Source organism: Kitasatospora sp. NPDC002522, from assembly GCF_053595195.1.
In genome coordinates this window covers 39,047-57,913 of the sequence record NZ_JBSFXE010000028.1, presented here as the reverse complement: position 1 = coordinate 57,913, position 18,867 = coordinate 39,047, and the positions used below count along the sequence as shown (strand labels likewise).

General features: G+C 71.1%; 18 protein-coding genes. 9 read left to right on the top strand and 9 right to left on the bottom strand.

Annotated features, from left to right (window positions below; translation table 11 throughout):
* The first annotated feature begins 192 nt into the window (after positions 1-192).
* The 3 genes from ACWD4U_RS23110 to trxA all read left to right on the top strand — a co-directional run bounded on the left by ACWD4U_RS23110 (position 193) and on the right by trxA (position 2,687).
* The gene (locus ACWD4U_RS23110) at positions 193-1,110 is read left to right on the top strand and encodes a zf-HC2 domain-containing protein (protein WP_363455743.1); all 918 of its coding nucleotides are present in this window, start codon (positions 193-195) and stop codon (positions 1,108-1,110) included.
* Between the two features lie 153 nt (positions 1,111-1,263).
* Positions 1,264-2,232, top strand: a complete 969-nt coding sequence (gene trxB, locus ACWD4U_RS23105; RefSeq protein ID WP_363455745.1) for a thioredoxin-disulfide reductase — start codon at positions 1,264-1,266, stop codon at positions 2,230-2,232.
* A 128-nt stretch (positions 2,233-2,360) separates the two neighbouring features.
* Positions 2,361-2,687 (top strand): thioredoxin, encoded by a 327-nt coding sequence (gene trxA, locus ACWD4U_RS23100; RefSeq protein WP_363455747.1) that lies wholly within the window; start codon positions 2,361-2,363, stop codon positions 2,685-2,687.
* Positions 2,688-2,862: 175 nt separating this feature from the next.
* On the opposite strand, the gene ACWD4U_RS23095 is transcribed toward trxA, so the two are convergent.
* The 9 genes from ACWD4U_RS23095 to rpmH form a co-directional block, all read right to left on the bottom strand.
* Positions 2,863-3,480: a GNAT family N-acetyltransferase gene (locus tag ACWD4U_RS23095; RefSeq protein WP_363455749.1), complete on the bottom strand. Its 618-nt coding sequence runs from the start codon at positions 3,478-3,480 to the stop codon at positions 2,863-2,865.
* Positions 3,481-3,596: 116 nt separating this feature from the next.
* A complete protein-coding gene (locus tag ACWD4U_RS23090; protein WP_363455752.1) occupies positions 3,597-4,670 on the bottom strand; it encodes a ParB/RepB/Spo0J family partition protein in 1,074 nt (357 codons plus the stop codon).
* Positions 4,667-5,635, bottom strand: coding sequence for a ParA family protein (locus ACWD4U_RS23085; RefSeq protein ID WP_363455871.1), 969 nt, complete (start codon positions 5,633-5,635; stop codon positions 4,667-4,669). The genes ACWD4U_RS23090 and ACWD4U_RS23085 overlap by 4 nt, the downstream gene beginning before the upstream one ends.
* Positions 5,636-5,895: 260 nt before the next feature.
* Positions 5,896-6,690, bottom strand: coding sequence for a 16S rRNA (guanine(527)-N(7))-methyltransferase RsmG (rsmG, locus tag ACWD4U_RS23080; RefSeq protein WP_363455755.1), 795 nt, complete (start codon positions 6,688-6,690; stop codon positions 5,896-5,898).
* Positions 6,691-6,841: 151 nt separating this feature from the next.
* A complete protein-coding gene (locus ACWD4U_RS23075) occupies positions 6,842-7,363 on the bottom strand; it encodes a Jag family protein (RefSeq protein WP_363455757.1) in 522 nt (173 codons plus the stop codon).
* A 61-nt stretch (positions 7,364-7,424) separates the two neighbouring features.
* Positions 7,425-8,585 (bottom strand): membrane protein insertase YidC, encoded by a 1,161-nt coding sequence (yidC, locus tag ACWD4U_RS23070; RefSeq protein ID WP_363455760.1) that lies wholly within the window; start codon positions 8,583-8,585, stop codon positions 7,425-7,427.
* 3 nt (positions 8,586-8,588) lie between these two features.
* Positions 8,589-8,903: a membrane protein insertion efficiency factor YidD gene (yidD, locus tag ACWD4U_RS23065; protein WP_363455762.1), complete on the bottom strand. Its 315-nt coding sequence runs from the start codon at positions 8,901-8,903 to the stop codon at positions 8,589-8,591.
* Complete coding sequence (gene rnpA, locus ACWD4U_RS23060) at positions 8,900-9,328, bottom strand: ribonuclease P protein component (protein ID WP_363455765.1); 429 nt, start codon at positions 9,326-9,328, stop codon at positions 8,900-8,902. Before rnpA ends, yidD begins: the two co-directional genes overlap by 4 nt.
* Positions 9,329-9,347: 19 nt before the next feature.
* On the bottom strand, positions 9,348-9,485 hold the full coding sequence (gene rpmH, locus ACWD4U_RS23055) for a 50S ribosomal protein L34 (RefSeq protein WP_033214180.1): 138 nt from the start codon (positions 9,483-9,485) through the stop codon (positions 9,348-9,350).
* 411 nt (positions 9,486-9,896) lie between these two features.
* Between rpmH and dnaA the strand changes: the two genes are divergently transcribed.
* The 6 genes from dnaA to gyrB all read left to right on the top strand — a co-directional run bounded on the left by dnaA (position 9,897) and on the right by gyrB (position 18,850).
* Positions 9,897-11,726, top strand: coding sequence for a chromosomal replication initiator protein DnaA (gene dnaA / locus ACWD4U_RS23050; RefSeq protein WP_363455768.1), 1,830 nt, complete (start codon positions 9,897-9,899; stop codon positions 11,724-11,726).
* A gap of 940 nt (positions 11,727-12,666) precedes the next feature.
* Positions 12,667-13,797 (top strand): DNA polymerase III subunit beta, encoded by a 1,131-nt coding sequence (gene dnaN, locus ACWD4U_RS23045; RefSeq protein ID WP_363455770.1) that lies wholly within the window; start codon positions 12,667-12,669, stop codon positions 13,795-13,797.
* 157 nt (positions 13,798-13,954) lie between these two features.
* A complete protein-coding gene (gnd, locus tag ACWD4U_RS23040; protein ID WP_363455773.1) occupies positions 13,955-14,830 on the top strand; it encodes a phosphogluconate dehydrogenase (NAD(+)-dependent, decarboxylating) in 876 nt (291 codons plus the stop codon).
* Between the two features lie 36 nt (positions 14,831-14,866).
* Positions 14,867-16,003, top strand: coding sequence for a DNA replication/repair protein RecF (recF, locus tag ACWD4U_RS23035; RefSeq protein ID WP_363455776.1), 1,137 nt, complete (start codon positions 14,867-14,869; stop codon positions 16,001-16,003).
* A 67-nt stretch (positions 16,004-16,070) separates the two neighbouring features.
* Positions 16,071-16,583, top strand: coding sequence for a DUF721 domain-containing protein (locus ACWD4U_RS23030; RefSeq protein WP_363455778.1), 513 nt, complete (start codon positions 16,071-16,073; stop codon positions 16,581-16,583).
* Between the two features lie 272 nt (positions 16,584-16,855).
* Positions 16,856-18,850, top strand: coding sequence for a DNA topoisomerase (ATP-hydrolyzing) subunit B (gyrB, locus tag ACWD4U_RS23025; protein WP_363455780.1), 1,995 nt, complete (start codon positions 16,856-16,858; stop codon positions 18,848-18,850).
* Positions 18,851-18,867 lie beyond the last annotated feature (17 nt).

Genomic DNA, 18,867 nt, shown 5'->3' with positions numbered 1-18,867 from the left:
GGGTGTCCCGGGCGATGTTTCACGTGAAACATCGCCACGCTCCAACCCGACCGCCGCGCCCGTCGCACAGGAAACCGCGTCGCCCGGTGCCCCCGTTTCACGTGAAACATCGGGCGACGGGAACCCGAACCGGCCCTCCCCCGTCCCACCCACGGATCCCGCACCCGCGCTGGAAGGAGATGCGACCCCGCGATGACGCCGCAGCCGCCTTCCGACCACCCCGGCCTGGATGCCCTCGCCGACCTCGCCGAGGACCTGCTCCCGCCCGAGCAGGCCGAGCAGCTCCACCGCCACCTCGCCAGCTGCCCCTCCTGCGCGGACGACTACGCCGCCCTCTGCGGGCTGCCCGAGCTGCTCGCCGCGGCCCCGGCTCCCCCGATGCCGGAGGACGTCGCGGACCGCCTCAACGCCGCCCTCGCCGCCGAGTCGGCCGCCCGCCGCGAGACCCGACCCGCAGTCCCGACCGCAGTCCCGACCGCAGCCCCATCCGGTGGCCCGTCCGGTGGCCCGCAGACCGCCGGCCGCCCTGCGGGCACCGCCCCCGCCGCCACCGGCCCGGGCCGCCCACCCCGCCGTCGTCGCCGCACCACGGCGATCCTGCTCGTCACCGCCGCGGTCGCCGCCGCACTCACCCTGGGCGGCGTACTGCTGAACCTGCCCGGGTCGCAGCAGGGTGCGTCCACCGCCAGTGCTGCCAAGGACGTCGCCGCCCGGCCTTCGTTGGCCGACGGCGCGGCGGCGAGCACCACCGCGCCGAGGACCCCGCACACCCAGCCGACCGAGGGCGCCGCCGCGGGCACGACGGACTTCCGCGCCGAGCAGCTCCCGGAGCAGATCCGCCGTCTGCTGCCCGCCCGACCGACCGAGCAGATCGGCCCGGCCGACTCGCAGCCCCTCGGCGGCCCGGCCGCCGCACCGTGCGTGCTGGCCGCCGCCGGGCACACCGGCGAGCAGCCGGTGGCCACCGGGGCCGGCAGCTACCAGGGGCGACCTGTGCTGGCACTGGTCTACCGGCTGCCCGGTCAGGCCGACCGGCTGGACGTCTACCTCGCCACCCCGGACTGCCCCGGCTCGGCGATCCTGTTGCACAGCACCGTCCCGGCCCCCTGATTCCTCCGCCATCCGGGCCGTCCACGCCCAGAGTGCGGGCGCTGGGTGCGTCGGGGCCTGGGAATGCGGGAGACTGGTGAGTCGTTGTCCGGGGCGGCGGAGCAGACCGCCCTCCCCCGCCCCTGCGGGGCGCGATGCCAACCAGGAGATGCAGTGAGCGACGTCCGTAACGTGATCATCATCGGTTCCGGCCCGTCCGGGTACACCGCTGCGCTGTACACCGCGCGCGCCTCCCTCCAGCCGCTGGTGTTCGAGGGCGCGGTCACCGCCGGCGGTGCGCTGATGAACACCACCGAGGTGGAGAACTTCCCGGGCTTCCGCGACGGCATCATGGGCCCCGAGCTGATGGACAACATGCGCGCCCAGGCCGAGCGCTTCGGCGCCGAGCTGGTCCCGGACGACGTCGTCGCGGTCGACCTCACGGGCGACATCAAGACCGTCACCGACTCCGAGGGCAACGTGCACCGCGCCCGCGCCGTGATCGTCACCACCGGCTCGCAGCACCGCAAGCTCGGCCTGCCCAACGAGGACAAGCTCTCCGGCCGCGGCGTCTCCTGGTGCGCGACCTGCGACGGCTTCTTCTTCCGCGACCAGGACATCGCGGTGGTCGGCGGCGGCGACACCGCGCTCGAGGAGGCCACCTTCCTCTCCCGCTTCGCCCGCAGCGTCACCGTGGTCCACCGCCGCAACTCGCTGCGCGCCTCCAAGGCGATGCAGGAGCGCGCGTTCGCCGACCCGAAGATCTCCTTCGCCTGGGACAGCGCGGTCGAGGAGATCCACGGCGACCCGAAGCTCACCGGTCTGACCCTGCGCGACACCAACACCGGCGACCTGCGCGAGCTGGCCGTCACCGGCCTGTTCATCGCGATCGGCCACGACCCGCGCACCGACCTGTTCAAGGGCCAGCTGGACCTGGACGCCGAGGGCTACCTCAAGGTCGAGGCCCCCTCCACCCGCACCAACGTCCCGGGCGTCTTCGCCGCGGGCGACGTGGTCGACCACACCTACCGCCAGGCGATCACCGCGGCCGGCACCGGCTGCTCCGCCGCCCTGGACGCCGAGCGCTACCTGGCCGCGCTGACCGACTCCGCCGAGGCCGAGACCGCCGCCGTCGCGGTCTGACCGACCGCCAGAGGCGGGGCCAGGCGCCCCGCCACCCGGTCGGGGGCAGGACCGGTTTCACGTGAAACAGAACCGCCCCCGCCGTTGTTATCCCTCCCGTACCGCTCCTCCGATCCCAAGGAGTCCCCGTGGCCGGCGCCACCAAGGAAGTAACCGACGCGACCTTCGCCACCGAGGTCCTGAAGAGTGACAAGCCCGTCCTGGTCGACTTCTGGGCCACCTGGTGCGGCCCGTGCCGCCAGGTCGCCCCGATCCTCGAGGAGATCGCGTCCGAGCACGGCGACAAGCTGACCGTCGCCAAGCTCGACGTGGACGCCAACCAGGAGACGGCCGCCACGTACAACGTGATCTCCATCCCGACCCTGAACGTCTACAAGGGCGGCGAGCTGGTGAAGACCATCACCGGCGCCCGTCCGAAGGCCGCGCTGCTGCGCGAGCTGGCCGAGTTCATCTGAGTCGGCCACGGCCCACCGTCGCCGAGGCGGCCCGAGCGGATCACCCGCCCGGGCCGCCTCGGCGTTTCGCACCCCTTCCGGGCCGCGCCGAGGCTTCGTCAGGAAGCCCTGAGAGCTGACGGCCCGCCCGCCGGCCGGCCCGTTCCGCCCACAGAATCACGCTCTCGGAACGCCCTCAGAAGGGTCGTAGCGCCGGTTCCTTGCGCCGACCCCCGAGCAGTCGCTCCAGCGCACCCTCCACGTCGCCCTTCCAGGAGAGCGTGGTGCGCGCCTCCAACCGCAGCCGCGGGTACCGGTGGTGCGGCCGCACCGTCTTGAAGCCGACCGCCAACAGGTGCTCGGCCGGCAGCACACAGCTCGGGATCTCCCGCCCCAGCGCACCGAACGCCTCGATCGCACGGAAGTTGCGCCGGATCAGGTCCTTGGCCACCGACTGCACCAACACCCGCCCCAGCCCCTGCCCCTGGAACTCCGGCAGCACCCGGGAGACCATCAGCTGCACCGCGTCCGGCGCGATCGGACTGGTCGGGAAGGACTGCCCGCGCGGCACGTACGCGGGCGGGGCGTACAGCACGAAGCCGGCCGGCCGGTCGTCCACGTAGGCCACCCGCCCGCAGGACCCCCACTCCAGCAGCACCGCGGAGATCCACCCCTCCTTCTCCAGCTCCCCCTTGCCCGCGTCCTGCGCCGCCCGGCCGCTGACCGGGTCCAGCTCCCAGAAGACGCAGGAGCGGCAGGTACTCGGCAGATCAGAGAGGTTGTCCAGCGTCAGCGGAACGACCCTCCGTCCCACGCCCCACACCTCCTCCTCCACACGGGAATCGGCCTCGGAGTCCAGTCTGCTCCGCCCAACGAAACGGGTGCACGTTTCACGTGAAACATGCACCCGTTGTTCGCCCTGCGGCGGGCTCAGCCCTGCGAGAGGTTCAGCCCCTGCTCGCCCGGAGCGAGGCTGTCCAGGATCCGGTTCAGGTCCTCCACCGAGGCGAACTCCAGCACCACCTTGCCCTTGCCGAGCTTCCCGCCGCGCTGTGAGACCTCCACCTTCACCCGGGTGTCGAAGCGGTCGGAGAGCCGCCCCGCCAACTCGTTGAAGGCCGGGGACATCAGCCGACCCGCCTTCGGCGAGGCCGGCTTGCGGGTGGACGGCTCCTCACTGGCCATCAGCTTGGCGAGCTCCTCGGTGCTGCGCACCGAGATGCCCTCCGCCACGATCCGCTCGGCCAGCTTCTCCTGGCGCGCGGTGTCCGGGATGGTGAGCAGCGCCCGGCCGTGCCCGGCGGACAGTACCCCGGCGGCCAGCCGGCGCTGCACCGCGGCGGGCAGCTTCATCAGCCGCAGGGTGTTGGAGACGTGCGCCCGGGAGCGGCCGATCCGGTCCGCCAGCTCGTCGTGGGTGCAGGAGAAGTCGCGCAGCAGCTGGTCGTAGGCGGCGGCCTCCTCCAGCGGGTTCAGCTCGGCTCGGTGCAGGTTCTCCAGCAGCGCGTCCAGCAGCAGCTTGTCGTCCTCGGTGGCCCGGACGATCGCCGGGATCAGCTCCAGCCCGGCCTCCTGGGAGGCCCGCCAGCGGCGCTCGCCCATGATCAGCTCGTAGCGCTCCGGCCCGGTCTGACGCACCACCACGGGCTGCAGCAGACCGACCTCCTTGATCGAGGCGACCAGCTCGGCCAGCTTCTCCTCGTCGAAGACCTCGCGCGGCTGACGCGGGTTGGGGCTGATCGCGTCCAGCGGCAGCTCGGCGAAACGGGCGCCGTTCACCGGCGCCAGCGCCGACTCCAGCACGCTGCGGGCCTGCTCGCCGGCCAGCTCGCGCAGGCTCTCGGCGGCGGCCTTGGCGGCCACCGTGCCGCGGTCGGTGGGCACCACCACGGCGGCGGCCGCCGGCGCGGCGGCCGGTGCGGGAGCAGCTCCCCCGCCGGCCGGCGTGGTCGCCGGGATCAGCGCCCCAAGACCCCTGCCCAGACCCCTGCGTGCGCCACTCACCGGTTGCCCTCCATCGAACTGTGCTGTGCCATCGACGCGGGCAGCTCGCCGGCGCCGTTCCGCTGCGCACCGACCGCCACGACGCCCGCCCGAACCTCGTCGGCGGCCGCCGCGGGGACCGCCCGCAGCGCCAGCTCGCGCGCCGCCTCCAGGTAGGAGAGCGCACCGCTGGAACCGGGATCATAGGTCAGCACGGTCTGCCCGTAGCTCGGGGCCTCGGAGATGCGCACCGAACGCGGGATCGCGGTGGCCAGCACCTCGTTCTCGAAGTGCGTCCGCACCTCCTCGGCGACCTGGGAGGCCAGCCGGGTCCGGGCGTCGTACATGGTGAGCAGGATGGTCGACACGTGCAGCGCCGGGTTGAGGTGCGCCCGCACCAGCTCCACGTTGCGCAGCAGCTGGCCGAGGCCCTCCAGCGCGTAGTACTCGCACTGGATCGGGATCAGCACCTCCTGGCCGGCCACCAGGGCGTTGACGGTCAGCAGCCCGAGCGAGGGCGGACAGTCGATCAGGATGTAGTCCAGCGGCTGCTCGTAGCCCGCGATGGCGCGCTGCAGCCGGCTCTCCCGGGCCACCAGCGAGACCAGCTCGATCTCGGCGCCGGCCAGGTCGATGGTGGCCGGGCAGCAGAACAGCCCCTCCACGTCCACCACCGGCTGGACCACCTCGGCCAGCGGCCGGCCCTCGACCAGCACGTCGTAGATCGACGGCACCTCGGCGTGGTGGTCGATGCCGAGCGCGGTCGACGCGTTGCCCTGCGGGTCGAGGTCGATGACCAGCACCCGCAGGCCGTGCATGGCGAGCGAGGCGGCCATGTTGACGGTGGTGGTGGTCTTGCCCACCCCGCCCTTCTGGTTGGCGACCACCATCACCCGGGTCGCGGCGGGTCGGGGAAGCCCCTCCCCGGGGCGCACGGCGCCCTGGACGGCGGCCTGCGCGGCACATGTGACAGGGGTGTCATCCACCTGGTCGACGATCTCCGAGTCCTGCATGGGGGTCAGTGTTTCACGTGAAACCGGAGCGGCGACAGTCGCCGCCTGGAGGCGGCCGAGCAAGCGCGACAGCCCCTGGTCAAATACGCCGGAGAGCAGGAAGCGATGTTTCACGTGAAACACGATGCCCGGAATGTCGGAATCTGACGGTCCGACACTCCGAGTCATCCGGGCGCAACGCAGCGGGGCGGACGGCCGCCCCGGCCGTCCGCCCCGCTCCCACCTGGTCCGACTCAGCGCCGCCGACGACCGCCGCCGCGGGCCGATCCCTCGACGCCCTTGCCGCCACGCCCGGCCGCGCGGGCCGCCTTGGCCCGCCGGGTGGCCGCCTTGACCCCGCCGGGGCTCTCCCCCGCCTCCACCCGCACCACCCGGGTCGAGGTCTCCAGCACCCCCTCGCCGACCCCGATCACCGAGAACCCCACCGCACCGAGCCGGGTCAGCGCCGCCCGGGACTCCGCCAGCTCCTGCTCCGCGGTGTCGCCCTTCAGCGCCAGCATCTGCCCGTACGGCCGCAGCAGCGGCATCCCCCAGCCGGCCAGCCGGTCCAGCGGCGCCACCGCGCGGGCGGTCACCACGTCCACCGCCAGCTTGCCCACCGTCTCCTCGGCCCGGCCGCGGAGCACCGTGACGTTCTCCAGCCCGAGCTCGCGCACCACCTCCTCCAGGAAGGTGGTGCGCCGCAGCAGCGGCTCCAGCAGGGTCACCGAGACGTCCGGACGGGCCAGTGCCACCGGGATGCCGGGCAGACCGGCGCCCGAGCCGACGTCGCAGAGCGAGACGCCCTGGGGCAGCAGCTCGGCCAGCACGGCGCAGTTCAGCACGTGCCGGTCCCACAGCCGCGGCACCTCGCGCGGACCGATCAGGCCCCGCTGCACCCCGGCGGTGGCCAGCAGCTCGGTGTAGCGCACGGCCATCGGCAGCCGGTCGCCGAAGACCCGCCCGGCCGCCTCCGGGGGCGCTGCCGGGCCCTCCACCGGTGCCACGGACTCCTGCCCCGCCTCGGACGCCACGCCGTCCCTGTCCATCTCTGCCTCTCCGCCCACAGTCGAAGTCACCGTCGTATCCACCCGCCGTACAAGCACTGTTTCACGTGAAACATCCCTCCGCCGAAAAGGCGACGACCCCGCCCGCGCGAGGCGGGCGGGGTCGGACGCCGTACCGACGGCACCACCGGCGTCAGGCCGGCAGCACGACCACGCAGCGCTGGGGCTCCTCGCCCTCCGACTCGCTGCGCAGGCCCGCGGCGGCCACCGCGTCGTGCACCACCTTGCGCTCGAACGGGGTCATCGGCCGCAGCTTCACCTGCTCGCCGGTGCTCTTGACCCGCTCGGCCGCCTCGGCGCCCAGCTCCGCCAGCTCGGCCCGCTTGCGCGCGCGGAAGCCGGCCACGTCCAGCATCAACCGGCTGCGCTCACCGGTCTCCCGGTGCACGGCCAGCCGGGTCAGCTCCTGGAGCGCCTCCAGCACCTCGCCGTCCTGCCCGACCAGCCGCTGCAGCGTCCGGTCGTCGCCCTCGCTGACGATGGAGACCAGCGCCCGGTCCCCCTCGACGTCCATGTCGATGTCGCCGTCCAGGTCCGCGATGTCCAGCAGACCCTCCAGGTAGTCGGCGGCGATGTCACCCTCACGCTCCAGACGCGCGAGAGCGCCCTCACCGGCCGGGGCGGTGTCGACCGCGGAGGTGGTGCCATCCGTCACAGGTGGACTCCTTCAGGAATGGGCCCTCGGGTGGGGCCGAGAACGAGGGTTGTCGCGGAGACTACTTCTTCTTCGGCCGCTGCTGGCCGCCGCGTCGCGGCTGCTGGCGCTGACCGCCCTGCCGCGCCGCCGGCTTGGCTCCGCCCGACTTGGCACCGGACTGCCCGGCCCCGGCCGTCTCGGCCTCCGCCTCGTCGGGTGCGGTGTCCTGCGGCTCCACGGGCTTCTCCAGATCGACCGCGTGCTGCTGGTGGGCGGCGGTCGCCTGGCGCTGCGCCTTGCTCTGCTTGCGCGGCTGCTGCCGGCGCACCTGGACGCTCTCCTCGACCGCCGCCGCGGCCTGGGCCTGCGCACCGCCGTCCTTCTTCCCGGAGAGCATGGCCATCAGGCCGACCTTCTTGATCGAACCGTCCGGGTTGATCCGGCCCTGCTTCTTCAGCCGGGCCTGGCGCTCGTTCCACGCCTGGCTGCCCGGCGTCGGGTTGTTGCGGATGACGATCAGCTGCTGGCCCATCGACCAGACGTTGGTGGTGAGCCAGTAGACCAGCACACCGACCGGGAAGTTGATGCCCATCACGGCGAACATGACCGGGAAGACGTACATCAGCATCTTCTGCTGCTGCATGAACGGCGTCTTGACCGTGAGGTCCATGTTCTTGGTCATCAGCTGGCGCTGCGTGACGAACTGCGACAGCGACATCAGCACGATCATGACCGCGCAGACGATCTGGATGTGGATGCTGTCCGCACCGACGAACTTCGCCGACAGCGGCGCACCGAAGATGTGCGCCTTCTGCGCGCTCACCAGCAGGTCACTGTTGATGACGCCGATCGGCTTGTTGTTGGCGACCGAGGCCAGCACGCCGTAGAGGGCGGTGAAGAACGGCGCCTGCACGAGGATCGGAAGGCACGAGGAGAACGGGTTGGTGCCCGCCTCCTTGTACAGCTTCATCATCTCTTCGGACTGGCGCTGCTTGTCGTTCTTGTAGCGCTCCTGGATGGCCTTCATCTTCGGCTGGATCGCCTGCATGGCCCGGGTTGCCTTGATCTGCTTCACGAACAGCGGGATCAGGCAGATCCGGATGACGACCACCATCATCACGATGGACAGGCCCCACGCCAGGCCGCCGTCCGGATCGAAGACGTGGCTGAACAGCGAGTGGAACTGGACGATGATCCAGGACACCGCTGTGTAGAGGGGACTCAGAAAACCGAAGGTCACCGGTCAGACTCCTTGGACATCGGGCTTCGCCACCGGCTCCGGCTCGGCGGTCCCGCTCGTGGGGCTCAGCAGATTGCGCAGCCGGCGGTGCCACACCGGGTGCTTTCGCGGCGGAACGTGGTCGACCCCACCGGGAGACCACGGATTGCAGCGAAGGATGCGCCAGGCGGTCAGGCCACTGCCCTTGATCGCGCCATGGACGTGCACCGCCTCGTACCCGTAGCGGGAGCACGAGGGGTAGTAACGGCACACCGGACCGAGCAGCGGACTGATCGTCCACTGGTAGAGCCTGATCAGGCCCATCAGCAGGTACTTCATCGCCCTTGTCCCGTCGGGGCACTGCCGGTCGGCTCCGACCTGAGCAGGCGGCGCAGGGCCGCGTCCAGGTCGTGCGCGAGGTCGGGGTACGAAGCAGTCGCTGCCGGCGGCAGCGCGCGTACCACTATCAGGCTACCTGCGGGCAACCGGGACAGACGTTCGCGGACCAGGTGACGTAGCCGACGCTTCACCAGGTTGCGGACGACCGCCGGACCCACTGCCTTGCTCACGACGAAACCCGCACGCGCCGAAGGAAGCCCCTCGGCGACGTGCGGGCGGGAGTCGCTGTTCCGGTCGGCGGCACCCACGGGGTCCGCCTCTCTGTGGAGGTGGACCACCAGCAGGGGCCGTCCGGCCCGGCGACCGCGTTTCACCGCGGTCGCGAAGTCCTGGCGCCGCCGCAGCCGATTCTCGGTGGGCAGCACTGCAGACCCTTGGCGCGGATCAGGCGGACAGGGCGGTGCGGCCCTTGGCACGGCGGTTCGCCAGGATGGCGCGGCCGGCGCGGGTACGCATCCGCAGCCGGAAGCCGTGGGTCTTGGCGCGACGACGGTTGTTCGGCTGGAAGGTGCGCTTGCTCACTCGGGGGCTCCTGGGGTGAATCGTAGGATGACGGGGAATCGCTTGGCCGTCACCGTGCGTCCGCGCGATCTCCCCTGCTTGGGAAATCCGGTCCCGGGCCCCAGATCTGCTGGGAGGGACCACCACGGCGCCCGTGCTGCGCGCGTCATGGAAGCGGGCGGACCCGCGGACATGCGGCAGCGGCCATCGACAACTCGACCTGGTTACGGTACGCGGGAGCGGGTCGGGGGGTCAAACCAGGTGGCCGTCGCGCCGTTGCCCACAGCCTGTGGACAACAACTTGAATCAGATCTGCCCGCTGACTACCGTTGCAGGACTTGTCTCTTTTGTTCTGGGCTCTCGGTCAGCCCGTGATCCGCCCCTTGACCTCCCCTGACTCCCCCCGCCCGGGGAACGAGAAAGCGTGTACCAGTGGCTGATGTCAACAGCGATCTCGTCTTGGTCTGGGCGAGGATCGTCGAGCGACTGGTCAACGACAGCGATGTCGGGGACAAGGACAAGACCTGGGTCCGACGGACCCAGCCGATGTGGATGATGCACGACACCGCCCTGCTCGCGGCGCCGAACGAGTTCGCCAAGCAGGTGCTGGAGGGCCGGCTGCTGCCGCAGCTGACCGACGCGATCTCCCGGGAGTTCGGCCGCCAGGTGCGGATCGCCGTGATGGTGGACGCCAACGCCGTCCCCCCGGCGCCGCCGGTGCCGCTCGTCGAACCCGAACCCGAGCCGGAGCCCGCCGCCGAGTGGCCGCACCCGCGCCAGGACCAGCCCTACGGCGGCTCCGAGGGCTATCCCGGGCAGCAGCCGGGGAGCTGGCCCGGGCAGCCCGGCGGCGACTACCAGCGGCCCCCGTACGGCTCGGGCTACCCGGCCGCGGACCCCTACGGCTCGGACGACTACCGGGCCCAGGACGACGAGTACCCGGCCGGCCCGGGCAGCAGCTGGGAGCCCCCGGTGATGCCGGACCGGCGGCCGGACCCCGCGCCGCGGCGCTCCAGCCGGGCCGCGGCGGACTCCGCGCAGGGCGACCTGTTCGGCGGGGCGCTGGGCTCCCCGGACGAGGACCGGCCGCGGCAGGGTGCCTCCCGCCGCGCCGCGGCGGCCCGTCCGCCGGCCGAGCGTCCGCCGGCCCCGGTGGAGCGCACCCCGGCTCCCGGCGTCCCGGCCCCGCCCGGCGCGCCACCCGCACCGGGGGCGCGCAAGGACGAGCCGAACGCCCGGCTGAACCCCAAGTACCTCTTCGACACCTTCGTGATCGGCGCCTCCAACCGCTTCGCGCACGCCGCGGCGGTGGCGGTCGCCGAGGCGCCGGCCAAGGCCTACAACCCGCTGTTCATCTACGGCGAGTCCGGCCTCGGCAAGACCCACCTGCTGCACGCCATCGGGCACTACTCGCGCAGCCTGTTCCCGGGCACCCGGGTGCGGTACGTGAGCTCGGAGGAGTTCACCAACGAGTTCATCAACTCGATCCGGGACGGCAAGGCGGACGCGTTCCGCAAGCGCTACCGGGACATCGACATCCTGCTGGTCGACGACGTCCAGTTCCTGGCCAGCAAGGAGTCGACGCAGGAGGAGTTCTTCCACACCTTCAACACCCTGCACAACGCGAACAAGCAGATCGTGCTCTCCTCGGACCGGCCGCCCAAGCAGCTGATCACGCTGGAGGACCGGCTGCGCAACCGCTTCGAGTGGGGCCTGATCACCGACGTCACCCCGCCGGAGCTGGAGACCCGGATCGCGATCCTTCGCAAGAAGGCGATCCAGGAGCAACTCAACGCCCCCGCCGACGTGTTGGAGTTCATCGCGTCCCGGATCACCCGGAACATCCGGGAGCTGGAGGGCGCGCTGATCCGGGTCACCGCGTTCGCCAACCTGAATCGGGCGCCGGTCGACCTGGAGCTGGCCGGGATCGTCCTCAAGGACCTGATCCCGGGCGGGGACGAGGACGCCGGGCCGGAGATCACCGCGCAGGTGATCATGCAGCAGACCGCCGCCTACTTCGGGCTGGGCGTGGAGGACCTGTGCGGGTCCTCGCGCAGCCGGGTGCTGGTGACGGCCCGGCAGATCGCCATGTACCTGTGCCGGGAGCTCACCGACCTCTCGCTGCCGAAGATCGGCGCGCAGTTCGGCGGCCGGGACCACACCACGGTGATGCACGCGGACCGCAAGATCCGCTCGCTGATGGCCGAGCGCCGGTCCATCTACAACCAGGTCACCGAGCTCACGAACCGCATCAAGAGCTAGCCGGGGACGCGTGCACAGGGGAGTCGGGCCGAGCGGCCCGGCTCCCCTTTCGGCGTTTCCGGGAGGTGTGGAAGGGCTACCGGCGGGGCAGGAACCGTTCGAGTCGCGTGTCGATCGGCGAGCCGCCGCACCGAACGTTTGAGCAGCAATTCGAACGGTTCGAGTGCGTAGCGAAGTTGTCCACAGGATCGGGTGGTTTTCCCCGTCCACATAGTCCACCGGCCTGAGTTATCCCGAGGTTTCTCCACAGCCGGATGGCCGCTACGCTCTTCCGCGCAGGTCAACCCCCTGGGGACTTGTGCACAACGGTTATCCACAGCCTGTGGAGAACTGAGGGCTCGTCAGCCGGTCCACAGAGTTATCCACCGGCTGTCCACAGGAAAAGGGGAGTTATCCCCAGGTTGTCCACAGCTGCATCCACAGTTCGACAACATCAACTCCCTTGTCACGCCTGGGTGTGAAAGGCGTCACGTGATGTTGATCGGCGCCCGTGGATAACTCACCCGGAATCTGTGGATGAAGCTGGGGATAACCTGTGGATACTCAGCGTGCCCTGTGGATTACGCTCCGTTGTCCACAGGAGCGCCTGGTTGTCCACAGCCGTCATCCACAGGACCTGTGGAAAAAATTGGGGCCCTGACCTGCGAAAACAACGTTATCCACGGTATCCACAGGCCCTACTACTACTACTACACATAGAGAGCCCTGGACTTGATCAACAGTGGGGCTGGGCGAAATCTGTGGACAACCGGGCCCCGACATCTGTTCGGCTTGCTTCCGCCCATCTGCCCCGGCTGTCGGCCGAGTACGTCAGACTGTCCTTCGGCACCTGGAAGCCGGACCGAGTGAGTCCGGTCCGCCGGGAGCCGGAACACGATCAACAGCGCAGGGTCGGCGGTACGGGCCGACCGCGCGACATGCAGCCAGGAGGCGGTTACCGGTGAAGTTCCGGGTGGAGCGTGATGTCCTCGCGGAGGCGGTGGCCTGGGCCGCCCGCAGCCTCCCCGCCCGGCCGCCGGTGCCGGTGCTGGCCGGCCTGCTGCTGACCGCGCAGGAGGGCACCCTGGCGCTGTCCGGCTTCGACTACGAGGTCTCGGCCCGGGTCGAGCTCGAGGCGGACGTCGAGGAGGCGGGCACCGTGCTGGTCTCCGGCCGCCTGCTCAACGACATCTCCCGCAACCTGCCGAACCGTCCGGTGGAGATCTCCACCGACGGCATGCGGGTCAGCGTGGTCTGCGGCAGCTCGCGGTTCACCCTGCCGACCCTGCCGGTGGACGAGTACCCGGCGCTGCCGCAGATGCCCACCGCGACCGGCACCGTCTCCGGCGACGTGTTCGCCGCCGCGGTCAGCCAGGCCGCGGTCGCCGCCGGGCGGGACGACACCCTGCCGGTGCTCACCGGCGTCCGGGTCGAGATCGACGGCGACCGGATCACCCTGGCCGCCACCGACCGGTACCGCTTCGCCGTCCGCGACCTGCTGTGGAAGCCCGAGCAGGCGGACATCAACGCGGTGGCGCTGGTCCCGGCCAAGACCCTGCAGGACATCGCCAAGTCGCTGGGCAGCGGCGACACGGTCTCCATCGCGCTGTCGTCCGGTGGGGCCGGCGAGGGCCTGATCGGCTTCGAGGGCGCCGGGCGGCGGACCACCACCCGCCTGCTGGAGGGCGAGTTCCCGAAGTTCCGGTCGATCTTCCCGACCGAGTTCTCCGCGGTCGCCGCGGTGCAGACCCAGCCCTTCCTGGAGGCGCTCAAGCGCGTCTCGCTGGTGGCCGAGCGGAACACCCCGGTGCGCCTCAACTTCGAGCAGGGCGTGCTCACCCTGGAGGCCGGCTCCGGCGACGACGCCCAGGCCTCCGAGCGGGTCGAGGCGGACCTGGAGGGCGACGACATCTCGATCGCCTTCAACCCCGGCTACCTGGAGGAGGGGCTCAAGGCGATCGACGCCGCGTACGCGCAGCTGAGCTTCACCACCCCGACCAAGCCGGCCCTGCTCACCGGCAAGCCCGCGGTGGACGCGGAGCCGGACGACGCCTACCAGTACCTGATCATGCCGGTGCGTCTCTCCGGCTGACCGGGTCCGACTGACGCGACGTCAATCACCAGGGGCGCGAGGGCCAGGGGCCTCCGCGCCCCTGTGGCTGCCCGGCGAGCCCTCGTCGTCGGCGTAGGCTCAACACGAGCGGCAACGGCGCCGTCACCAGGTACGACACCACAGTGAAGGACTTGTCATGGAGCTCGGCCTCATCGGTCTCGGCAAGATGGGCGGCAACATGCGCGAGCGCATCCGCCGCGCCGGCCACACCGTCATCGGCTACGACCGCAACCCGGACCTTGCCGACGTCGACAGCGTCGAGCAGCTGGTCGCCAAGCTGGAGGCCCCCCGCGTGGTGTGGGTGATGGTCCCGGCCGGCGGTCCCACCCAGGAGACCGTCGAGCACCTGGCCGAGCTGCTCGCCCCCGGCGACGTGGTGGTCGACGGCGGCAACTCCCGCTGGACCGACGACATCAAGCACGCCGAGCTGCTGGCCGCCAAGGGCATCGGCTTCGTCGACTGCGGTGTCTCCGGCGGCGTCTGGGGCCTGGAGAACGGCTACGCGCTGATGTACGGCGGCGAGGCCGCCCACGTGGCGAAGGTCCAGCCGATCTTCGACGCGCTCAAGCCGGAGGGCGACTTCGGCTCCGTGCACGCCGGCAAGGTCGGCGCCGGGCACTTCGCCAAGATGGTCCACAACGGCATCGAGTACGCGATGATGCAGGCCTTCGCCGAGGGCTGGGAGCTGCTGGAGGCCGCCCCCGAGGTGACCGACGTGCGCGAGGTGTTCCGCAGCTGGCAGGAGGGCACCGTGATCCGCTCCTGGCTGCTCGACCTGGCCGTCCGGGCGCTGGACGACGACGAGCACCTGGCCAAGCTCAAGGGCTGGGCCGCCGACTCGGGCGAGGGCCGCTGGACGGTCGAGGCCGCGATCGACCACGCGGTGCCGCTCCCGGCCATCACGGCCTCGCTGTTCGCCCGCTTCGCCTCGCGCCAGGACGACTCGCCCCAGATGAAGATGATCGCCGCGCTGCGCAACCAGTTCGGCGGCCACGCGGTCGAGTCCAAGTAACGGATATCCACAAGAAGGCGAGCGCAGTCCACAGCCATGCACGTCGCGCATCTGTCGCTCGCCGACTTCCGTTCCTACGCCCGGGTCGAGGTTCCGCTCGACCCGGGCGTCACCGCGTTCGTCGGGCCCAACGGGCAGGGCAAGACCAACCTGGTGGAGGCGATCGGCTACGTCGCCACCCTGGGCAGCCACCGGGTGGCCACCGACGCCCCGCTGATCCGCCTCGGCGCCGAGCGGGCGGTGATCCGGGCCAGCGTGGTGGCGCAGGGCGGCCGGACCACCCTGGTGGAGCTGGAGCTGACCCCGGGCAAGGCCAACCGGGCCCGGCTGAACCGTTCCGACAACGTCCGCCCGCGCGACGTGCTCGGCGTGCTGCGCACCGTGCTGTTCGCCCCCGAGGACCTCTCCCTGGTGAAGGGCGACCCGGGCGAGCGCCGGCGCTTCCTGGACGAGCTGCTGACCGCCCGGGCCCCCCGGCTGGCCGGGGTGCGCTCCGACTACGAGCGGGTGCTGAAGCAGCGCAACGCCCTGCTGAAGACCGCCGCGATGGCTCGCCGGGCCGGCGGCGGGAAGGCCGCCGACCTCGCCACCCTGGAGGTCTGGGACGGCCATCTGGCGCGCACCGGAGCCGAGTTGACCGCCTTTCGGATCCAGCTGGCGGCCGCCCTGCAGCCGCTGGTGGCGCAGGCCTACGGACAGCTCGCCCCGGGCGCCGGGGAGACCGTGCTGGAGTACCGCTCCTCCTTCGAGGGGGAGCTGCCGACCAGCCGCGAGCAGGCCGAACAACAACTCCTGGACGCCCTGCAGGCCACCCGCAAGCAGGAGATCGACCGCGGCCTGACCCTGGTCGGCCCGCACCGCGACGAGCTGCTGCTGAAACTCGGCCCGCTGCCCGCCAAGGGCTACGCCAGCCACGGCGAGTCCTGGTCCTACGCGCTGGCGCTGCGGCTGGCCTCCTACGAACTGCTGCGCGCCGAGGGCGGCGAGCCGGTGCTGGTGCTCGACGACGTCTTCGCCGAACTGGACTCCCGCCGCCGGGACCGGCTGGCCGAGCTGGTGGCCGGCGGCGAGCAGGTGCTGGTCACCGCGGCGGTGCCGGAGGACGTCCCGAAGGTGCTGAGCGGGGCGCGCTACGGCGTCTCGGACGGCACTGTGACCCGGCTGGCCCCGTGAGCCCCTGCCACCCCGTACGCTGGACCGCTCACCGGAAGAGTTGTCCACAGCCTGGGGATGGAGCGTGATGGCGGAGAGCTCCGAACCGTCGGGCGTGGACCTGGCCCGGGTCGCGCTGCGCGCCGCCAAGGAACAGGCCAGGCAGCGCGGCGAGCAGGTGCGCGAGCGCCGGGAGGCCAAGCGGACCGGACTGCGCAGCGGAGCGCGCGCGGACGGCCGCGATCCGGTGCCGCTGGGGGCAGCGCTGAACCGGCTGATCACCGAGCGGGGCTGGGAGGCGCCGGCCGCGGTGGGCGGGGTGATGGGCCGCTGGGCCCAGATCGTCGGGCCTGACATCGCTGCGCACTGTGAGCCCAAGTCGTACGTGGAAGCGGACGCGGTGCTCACCGTGCAGTGCGACTCCACCGCGTGGGCCACCCAACTACGGCTGTTGGCGCGCCAGTTGGTGGCTCGGTTGAACCACGAGCTGGGGCACGGCACGGTCCGCGTGATCAAGGTGCTGGGGCCGGACGCCCCGGTGCGCGGTTACGGGCGGTTGCGGGCGCCGGGGAGCAAGGGCCCCGGGGACACCTGGGGCTGAGCCCGCTCGACCGGACTGCAGGCCTCCGGAATCGCTGGCGGCCCGTGTAGGCGCTCTGAGCCCCCCTGTCGAGTATCGGGACATGTGTGGAGGGGATTTCGGGCGGCACATCTGCCCTCAGGGGCTGCCAAACGCCCCTCTCTGTCGGTCGTACCGGTAGACTGAACGCAAACACCGTTGCGTGCAGCAACCGAGTCGAAACGCCGTGGTCGCACACCTGCCCGGACAACCGGGAAGGGGCGCGGCCCGCGCTGTGCCAGAGAGGGCGCTTCGTGGCCGATTCCGGCAACCCCAGCCAGACCCCAGACCCGACCGACCAGAAGGCCGCCTACGACGCCAGCGCGATCCAGGTGCTGGAGGGCCTCGACGCCGTCCGCAAGCGCCCGGGCATGTACATCGGTTCCACCGGCGAGCGCGGCCTGCACCACATGGTGCAGGAGATCGTCGACAACTCCGTGGACGAGGCGCTGGCCGGGCACGCGGACACCATCGACGTGACCATCCTGGCCGACGGCGGCGTGCGGGTGATCGACAACGGCCGTGGCATCCCGGTCGGCATCATGCCGGGCCAGGACAAGCCGGCCGTCGAGGTCGTGCTGACGGTGCTGCACGCGGGCGGCAAGTTCGGCGGCGGCGGCTACGCGGTCTCCGGCGGTCTGCACGGCGTCGGCATCTCCGTGGTGAACGCGCTCTCCACCCGCCTCGCGGTGGAGATCTGGACCGACGGCCACCGCTGGACCCAGGAGTACAAGTCCGGCGCCCCGACCGCCCCGCTGGCCAAGCACGAGGCCACCGAGCGGACCGGCACCGCGGTCACCTTCTGGGCCGACCAGGACATCTTCGAGACCACCGTCTACTCCTTCGAGACGCTCTCCCGCCGCTTCCAGGAGATGGCGTTCCTGAACAAGGGCGTCACCATCGCGCTGACCGACGAGCGCGCCGAGCACGCGGACGAGGACGGCAACGCGCTCTCGGTCACCTACAAGTACGACGGCGGCATCGCGGACTACGTCGCCCACCTCAACTCCCGCAAGGGCGAGGCGGTCCACCCCTCCGTCATCGACTTCGAGGCGGAGGACAAGGAGAAGCGGATCTCCGCCGAGATCGCGATGCAGTGGAACTCGTCCTACACCGAGGGCGTGTACTCGTTCGCCAACACCATCCACACCCACGGCGGCGGCACCCACGAAGAGGGCTTCCGCGCCGCGCTGACCGGTCTGATGAACCGTTACGCGCGCGACAAGAAGCTGCTCCGCGAGAAGGACGACAACCTCTCCGGCGAGGACATCCGCGAGGGTCTGACCGCGATCATCTCGGTCAAGCTCGGCGAGCCGCAGTTCGAGGGCCAGACCAAGGACAAGCTCGGCAACACCGAGGCCAAGACCTTCGTGCAGAAGGTGGTCAACGAGCACCTGGCCGACTGGCTGGACCGCAACCCCAACGAGGCCGCGGACATCATCCGCAAGTCCATCCAGGCCGCCAGCGCCCGGGTCGCCGCCCGCAAGGCCCGCGACCTGACCCGCCGCAAGGGCCTGCTGGAGTCCGCCTCGCTGCCCGGCAAGCTCTCGGACTGCCAGTCCAAGGACCCGGCCGAGTGCGAGATCTTCATCGTCGAGGGCGACTCGGCCGGCGGCTCCGCCAAGCAGGGCCGCGACCCGCGCACCCAGGCGATCCTCCCGATCCGCGGCAAGATCCTGAACGTCGAGAAGGCCCGGATCGACAAGGTGCTGCAGAACACCGAGGTCCAGGCGCTGATCTCGGCCTTCGGCTGCGGCATCCAGGAGGACTACGACGAGTCCAAGCTCCGCTACCACAAGATCGTGCTGATGGCCGACGCCGACGTCGACGGACAACACATCCGGACGTTGCTGCTCACCCTGCTGTTCCGCTTCATGCGCCCGCTGGTCGAAGCCGGGTACGTGTACCTGGCGATGCCCCCGCTGTACAAGATCAAGTGGGGCAAGGACGACTTCGAGTACGCCTACTCCGACCGCGAGCGCGACGCGCTGATCGCCGCCGGGGTCGAGGCCGGGCGCCGGCTGCCCAAGGACGACGCGATCCAGCGCTTCAAGGGTCTCGGCGAGATGAACGCCGAGGAACTGCGCGTCACCACCATGGACGTGGCCCACCGCCTCCTGCTCCAGGTCACCCTGGAGGACGCCGCCCGCGCCGACGACCTGTTCTCCGTCCTGATGGGCGAGGACGTCGAGGCCCGCCGCTCCTTCATCCAGCGCAACGCGAAGGACGTCCGGTTCCTGGACGTCTGACACCCCGTCAGGAAAGG